Genomic DNA, 1,724 nt, shown 5'->3' with positions numbered 1-1,724 from the left:
GATTGGCGTAATGCTTGCATGTTTGCATTATAGCTGAAGAATTCGGGATCCATTGCGCCGTGTTGGCAGAAACCTGAACCAGTAAGGTTCAAGGCGGAAATTCGAAGTCTACCGCAGGCTTCCCACTACGTGGTGGGCTTGCACAATAGTAGCCTATCTCATATCCTTATTTGTTTATTTATCGGCTCAGGGGATATAGCCAATCACAAACACAACAGATGATTAATATTATCACCTTGTTAAAAAATAAATGCGCAATATTTTGAATAAATAAAGAGATATATGCCTTTATCACAAGAGTAATATATAAAGGTTTAATAGTTTTATTATTGATTTGTGACAATGAAAGCGTTCAATATTTCAGTTATCCTTTAGTGAGCACGTCTTGAGTTCTGATTTAATGTGTAAAATTCATACTTACACTAATTTCTGGTAATAACCGTGAGCGATTCAGATTTTTCATCTTTAAATTTAGCCCCTAATCTTGTAAAAAACTTAAGTACTCTAGGTTATGACGCCATGACACCTATTCAAGCGTTGAGCTTGCCGGCTATTATCAAAGGCAAGGATGTTATTGGCCAGGGAAAAACTGGCTCTGGAAAAACGGCTGCTTTTGGATTGGGTTTGCTAAACAAGCTTGATGTTAAGTCTTACAAGGTTCAATCAATTGTTTTGTGTCCAACCCGAGAGCTGGCCGATCAAGTGGCTAGTGAAATTCGAAAATTGGCCAGAGCTGTTCATAACATTAAAGTGTTAACTTTGTGTGGTGGTGCGCCCTTTGGCCCGCAAATTGGTTCACTGGCGCACGGCGCACATATTGTGGTTGGCACGCCAGGGCGTATTGAAGAGCATTTGCGAAAGCACACGTTGAAACTAGATCATGTTGATACACTGGTATTGGATGAAGCTGATCGTATGTTGGATATGGGCTTTCAAGATGCGATTGATGATATTATTGAAAAAATTCCAACAAATAGACAAACATTGTTGTTTAGTGCTACTTATCCGCAAGAAATTGAAGCCATTGCGCAGCGAGTGATGAAATCGCCAGTGACAGTTAATGCGCCTGAGGTGCATGAAGAGTCCACCATTAAGCAATATTTTTATCAAACCAATTCAGATGATGAGCGTATGACAGCGCTTCGTTTGTTGTTGGCGAAACATAGACCTGAATCTACCTTGGTTTTTTGCAACACTAAGCGTGACACTCAAGATGTGGCAGACGAGTTGGCTTATTATGGGTTTTATGCGCTCGCCATTCATGGAGATTTAGATCAGCGTGAGCGTGATCAAGCGTTAATTCGATTCTCTAATAAGAGCGTTTCCGCTCTAGTAGCCACTGATGTTGCTGCTAGAGGCCTGGATATTGATTCACTAGATTTGGTGATTAACTTTAACATTGCACATGATCCCGAGGTTCATGTGCACCGCATCGGTCGTACGGGTCGAGCGGGGCGTCATGGTATGGCTGCCAGTTTTTATAATGATAGGGAAATTAGAAAGCTGGATGAGCTAAATATTGAAATAACAGCGGATGAACTTCCTGCAGATACTTTGTTAGATAGGCCTATTAATAAGCCAGTGATGACTACCTTGAAGATCGATGGGGGTAAAAAACAAAAACTTCGACCGGGTGATATTGTGGGCGGCTTAACGGGAAAGGGCGGTATTCCTGGTGATCAAATCGGAAAAATTACCATGGCAAGTAATTGGTCTTATGTGGC

The 1,724-nt window shown here is 41.3% G+C and carries 1 protein-coding gene and 1 other RNA gene; one reads left to right on the top strand and one right to left on the bottom strand.

The genetic code is table 11. From position 1 onward, the window contains the following. Positions 1–42 precede the first annotated feature (42 nt). A non-coding RNA gene (gene ssrS / locus PSN35_RS05260) (6S RNA) lies at positions 43–224 on the bottom strand. Between the two features lie 217 nt (positions 225–441). On the opposite strand from ssrS, the gene dbpA reads away from it, so the two are divergent. After that, positions 442–1,724: ATP-dependent RNA helicase DbpA (gene dbpA, locus PSN35_RS05255; RefSeq protein WP_300030460.1), on the top strand; the 1,283-nt coding region annotated here is incomplete at its 3' end.

The organism is Candidatus Thioglobus sp., assembly GCF_028599055.1.
Classification (GTDB): Bacteria; Pseudomonadota; Gammaproteobacteria; order PS1; family Pseudothioglobaceae; genus Thioglobus_A.
Note: the sequence above shows the minus strand (reverse complement) of the source record. Positions and strands in the feature narration are given on the sequence as shown.